Source organism: Pseudomonas sp. GM50 (genome assembly GCF_000282375.1).
Taxonomy (GTDB): domain Bacteria; phylum Pseudomonadota; class Gammaproteobacteria; order Pseudomonadales; family Pseudomonadaceae; genus Aquipseudomonas.
Genome location: NZ_AKJK01000091.1, coordinates 1 through 5632 on the forward strand (window position 1 = coordinate 1; position 5632 = coordinate 5632).

Annotated in this window: 1 protein-coding gene and 1 pseudogene; both read left to right on the plus strand. The window is 60.5% G+C overall.

Annotated elements, in window-relative coordinates:
• Positions 1 to 23: 23 nt before the first annotated feature.
• The gene (locus PMI30_RS30130; protein WP_238542012.1) at positions 24 to 3206 is read left to right on the plus strand and encodes a DUF5801 repeats-in-toxin domain-containing protein; all 3183 of its coding nucleotides are present in this window, start codon (positions 24 to 26) and stop codon (positions 3204 to 3206) included.
• A gap of 254 nt (positions 3207 to 3460) precedes the next feature.
• Positions 3461 to 5632: pseudogene (locus tag PMI30_RS0129785) on the plus strand (DUF5801 repeats-in-toxin domain-containing protein); the annotation flags it as partial.

Consider the following 5632-nt stretch of genomic DNA (forward strand, 5'->3'; position numbering starts at 1 on the left):
ACGACGACGGGCCGAGCGCGGACGTGGCTGATGGCGGTGGCGCGGTGACGGTCGACGAGACGGCCGGCAACCAGGATAACGACAGCGACCTGGCGGCGGTTCTGGCGTTGTTCGACACAGAAGTGACGAACAAGGGCTCGGACTTGAATCCGGCGGAGTTCGCGATCAGCACCACGCCTTTGGCCACCACGACGCTCAGCAGCTTTGGCCAGGACGCCGCTGGCGGGACGAAAGTACTGTCGCTGGCGATTGTGGGCGGTGATGGCACCGACTCGCTGCTCAACACCACCGATGGCAAGGACATCAAGCTGTTCAAGGAAGGCAATCTGATTGTCGGCCGCTATGACGTGGCCAATGGCACGGTCACGGCAGATGATCCGGCGGCGTTCGCGATTGCGCTGCAGCAGGACGGCAACGTGGCGGTGGCGCAGTATGTTTCGCTCACGCACCCTGTCGCCGGCAGTTCGGCGGCGGACCATGACGACCGGGTTGATCTGGCCGGTCTGGTCAATGCGGTAGTGACAGTGACCGACGGCGACGGCGACACCAGCACCGATAGCGTCGGCATCGGCGACGACATCAACTTCGACGACGACGGGCCGAGCGCGGATGTGGCCGATGGCGGCGGTTCAGTGACGATCGACGAGACGGCCGGCAACCAGGATAACGACAGCGACGCGGCGGCGGTTCTGGCGCTGTTCGACACAGAAGTGGCGAACAAGGGCACGGACTTGAATCCAACAGAGTTCGCGATCAGCACCACGCCTTTGGCCACCACGGCGCTCAGCAGCTTTGGCCAGGACCAGGAGGGTGCGACGAAAGTGCTGTCGCTGGCGATTGTGGGCGGTGACGGCACCGACTCGCTGCTCAACACGACCGATGGCAAGGACATCAAGCTGTTCAAGGAAGGCGATCTGATTGTCGGCCGCTATGACGTGGCCAATGGCACGGTCACGGGAGCCGATCCGGCGGCGTTCGCGATTGCGCTGCTGCAGGACGGCAACGTGGCGGTCGCGCAATATGTCTCGCTCACGCACCCTGTCGCCGGCAGCTCGGCGGCGGCCCATGACGACCAGGTCGATCTGGCCGGTCTGATCAACGCAGTGGTGACGGTGACCGACGGCGACGGCGACACCAGCACCGATAGCGTCGGCATTGGCGACGACATCAACTTCGACGACGACGGGCCGGCGGTGTCAGCCAACAGCACGGTGTTGCTCGACGACGATGCACTCACCGGTGGCAATCCCGGCGGTACGGACGACGATGTAAACGCGGCTAACGCAAGCGGCACGCTGGGCCACGACTTTGGTCAGGACGGGGCTGGCACGGTGGCGTATCTGACCAGCGGAGCGCCCACAGGCTTCACCTATGTGGCCGATGGCACCAGCTTGTTGGTCAAGCAGGGCACGACCACGGTGCTGACCCTGACGATGGTTGCGGCAACAGGCGCCTACTCGGTGGTGCAAAACAATCCGATCCTTCATACGACAGGTCTGAACGAGAACAACCAGGCGTTCACCATCAGCTACCGGGTGACCGATGGTGATGGCGATACGGCCGACGGCACGCTGGGGATCAACGTCGATGACGACACCCCGGTCGTGACGGCCAAGTCGAGTCTGGTCTACGCGAACAGCAGCAACGGGGCGGCTTTGACGGATATCGGTGGCACGGGCGTCTTCGCTTACTCGATTGGCGCGGACAAGCATGTGGTGCCTTACAGTGCGTCGAACTCCGACTTCCAGTCCGTGGCCCTCACGGGCGTTACGGTGGGTGCGAACGCCATCACCAACAAATCGGTGACGTGGGCCTCGGAGAATGATACCCAGGCGACGTTCAACGTGGGCTTCACCTACGTGTCCAACAATCCATCGCAGGGTGCGACCAGCAACGCCACCGGCACGCTGATCTTTGACAAGGTGGCGGACACCTATACCTTGAAACTGGCTCAGGAGATCGAGAGCTTCAGCATCCTGAACACCTCGACGCCTGGAAACCCCCTTCAGGGTTATGCGTTCAACTCAGACGCGATCGCTGGATCGAATCCGCCGGTCTCTGTGATGACGCTGGCCAGCAACTTCTTTGTGCAGTTCGAAGGATTCGGCGTGAATAACGGGACGGCCCAAACCTTCGCTTACGATACCGCCACAGGCTTGTTCTCGAATGATCGACGGTATGTCACGGTCTCATCGGATTCGATTGGCGCTGCCAGCGACACGCTCCAATCGGACGAGGTGATTGATCTGGACTTCTACACCGCAAATCCCAAAGGGCACACCGATTCTGCCCTGGACAGGGCCACGAGCAAGGCGATCTTTCTCGAGTTCACACAGGCCGGTATTGGCGCCGGCAAAGACATGCTGGTGGTATTGAAGCTGGTTGATGACATTTCCGGGGCAACCATCAATCGGACCTTCATTGTTGGAAACTCAATGGGCAATGACGACGTTCTCAATGACAGTGTGCCCACCTACGGATTCGTGGCCAAGGCACAAAACGGCATCGTGGTCTTCGAGAGCAATGACTACAACTTCACTGGAGAACACTACTCGATCCAGGGCGCGCAAGTGGTGACATCGACCCAAGGCACAAGCGGAAGCGGGTACCAGCTCAATGGGGTCATCGACAATCCCGCGACTCCGGCGGTTGAGGGTGCAACGCTCAGTTCTAGCCTGACAGCTTTCGGCGGTGACACGACCGAGGGGAATAACGAACCCATCAAGATCGTCAACATCGGCTTCGTGTCCACGTCGACACCGGACGCCCACCTGACCTTCGATGTAGCGCTGGTAGATGCCGACGGTGACGCGACGGCTACGCAAACCCTGGACGTGACGATCGCTGGCGATAACCGCGTGACGGCCTCAGCGGGTGCGCAGACGTTCGTGATCGCAGACACCGACGTCGACGGGCTGTTCTCCATGGCCTTGACTGTCATCGATGGCGGCTTTGCCACCGGCGTTGACACGCTCAACTTCACGGCGGCGGGGTCGGCGACGAACTACACCGAAGTACTGGCACCGGTCACCAACCTGGCGGCGTTCACAGCCGCCGCCGATACCGCACTGGACGGTACGACGGACTACTACTTTGGCGTCGTTGGAGGCGACGGCTACCTGGCATTCGACGGTGACGGCAATGGCATTACCAACATCATCCAGTTGGTCGGTGTGACCAACATCGCTCCCACTGACATTGTCTGAACATCGCTGTAGGCACACGGCCTGGCTCCCCACAAGGGACCAGGCCGTTTTTATTGGGCCGCCTCGTTACTGAGCCAACGAAGCCAAACGGGCTTCCCGGGTTAAAGGAGGGGCATCGCATTTCCCCCTCCCAAATAGGCCGAAACTCCTATCCCGCTTGGGAGTTTCGGCCGATGCGCAATTCCCGGCGCTTGGTCATAGTTGTAGAGGTCAATGGTCGGACCTCAATGACTGTAATTGCTCAGGAGTAAGTCATGGCTATTCGCGAGCAAACCTCATCCCTAACGAACGATCCCCCAACGTCGGTTATGGCCAGCGCTCTGAGCGCCGTGGTCGCCGGCGAGAACGTTACGCTGGACGAAACGGTCGGGTTACAGAACGCCACCGCCACTCCAACCCCTGCAGGAGACGCTGACGACAACGACATTCTAGTAGCATCCCTGCCCTCGACCTTCTCTACTCGTTTGACTGCACTTGGAGCAGCTACCGCAACGGGTGCGGCCTTGAGTGGCTATACCGGTGCCGCGGGCAACACGGGCAGCAATGCGTTCACCATCACTGGCGGAGGAAGCATTACCGATATTCGCTTCGTCGACAGCGCTGGCGCCCCTCTCAATGGCGTGGACAGCGGACTGGACACCCTTGATGGCACCAGCATCCTTCTCTTTACAGACACGAACAACAACATCCTTCTGGGCCGAGCCGGGGGCGCAAATGGCGCCATCGTGTTCGCGGCCTACATCGAAGAAACCGGATCCCCAGTCACCGGCGGCAAGATCTGGACCGTGGAATACCAACCGCTCAAGCATCCAGATGCTACGAACCCCGATGATTCGCTCAATCTGCTGGATAAGGTTTTCGTCGGAGCTACCCAGGACCAGGGTTTCAGTCTCGCCGGTGCGCCCTCCGGTCAGAACCTCTTTCTGATGTTCACGAAAGCGAACCCGACCACTGAAACGGTCAATGGTGTCGTGCGGATCACCGATACCACCATCATCGCTACCGGCAAGAACCCCGCAGACCAGTCGAGCGGCGCCAATATAAACACTGGCGACACGATCAATACCAGCCAGGGAGGTGGCCCGACCACCATCGGCACCAATAATCAGATGATTACGGAACAGGAAGGCATCCGCTTTTCGTTCGTCACGGGCGCCAGGCAGGATGTGACCGTTCCCAACCTGAGTCAGACCGAAGCCGATGTTGAATCCAACATCGACTTTACCGGCGTCTTCAATTCGACATCGGCCAGTTTCGATGTCGTGCAGTTGCAAGGCGGCAAGAGTGCGGTGGTAAAAATCAGCGCATTCAACACCGCTGCTGAACCTGGTGTGAACTTCGTCAACGGCTATGCGGGTGATGCGGCGATTGCCATCACCAATGTTCGGGTCTTCAACATCAGCACCGGGCAGGTGATCGAGAATTCAGACGGTTCGGTGAATGATCCGTCCATTGCCATTACCTTTACGGGTGGGGTTGCAACCGTCACCGGCGTTTTGGCCGGCTACCAGATTGAGTACACCACAACGGCGAATCACAACCGCGTACTCATCGAGAACGGGGCGGCCGTCGATGCCAGGGGCAATGACCACGCCGATTTTGATATCGGCGGCTTCACGCTACGCCAAGCCTCTAATACGATCGCCGAAATCGGCTCCAAGATGATCTTCGAGGACGACGGACCAAGCGTCAGCGCCGCCGGCACGGAACCCCTACTGACGGTAGACGAAACGGTACTGGCGACCGACGCCACCCAGAGCTTTACCGCCAACTTCAGCTCGGCATTTGGCGCTGATGGCGCGGGCACATTGACCTATGCGCTGGGCATGACGGCCGGCCCTTCGGGACTGACCGACACGGCCACCGGCGAAGCGGTCAACCTGTCGCTCAACGGCGGTGTAGTCGAAGGCCGCACGGCCACCACCAACCTGCTGGTTCAGCGTGGCCGCCAATGGTGACGTCACGCTCGACCAGCTGCGCGCCGTGGTGCATCCCGACGCGACCAATCCCGATGATTCGACGACTTTGTCGGCGGACACTCTGGTAACCCTGACCGCAACCATCACTGACAAGGACGGCGACAGTGCCCAGGCGACCCTCAACATCGGGCAAAACCTGGTGTTCGAGGACGATGGACCAAGCATCAGCACCACCGGCACCGAGCCCATACTGACGGTCGACGAAACGGTACTGGCGACCGACGCCACTCAGAGCTTTACCGCCAACTTCAGCTCGGCGTTTGGCGCTGATGGCGCGGGTACATTGACCTATGCGCTGGGCGTGACGGCGGGTGCCTCCGGGTTGACTGACACGGCCACCGGCGAGGCAGTGAACCTGTCGCTCAACGGCGCCGTGGTTGAAGGCCGCACGGCCACCACCAACCTGCTGGTGTTCACGGTCAGCGTCGCCGCCAACGGTGACGTCAC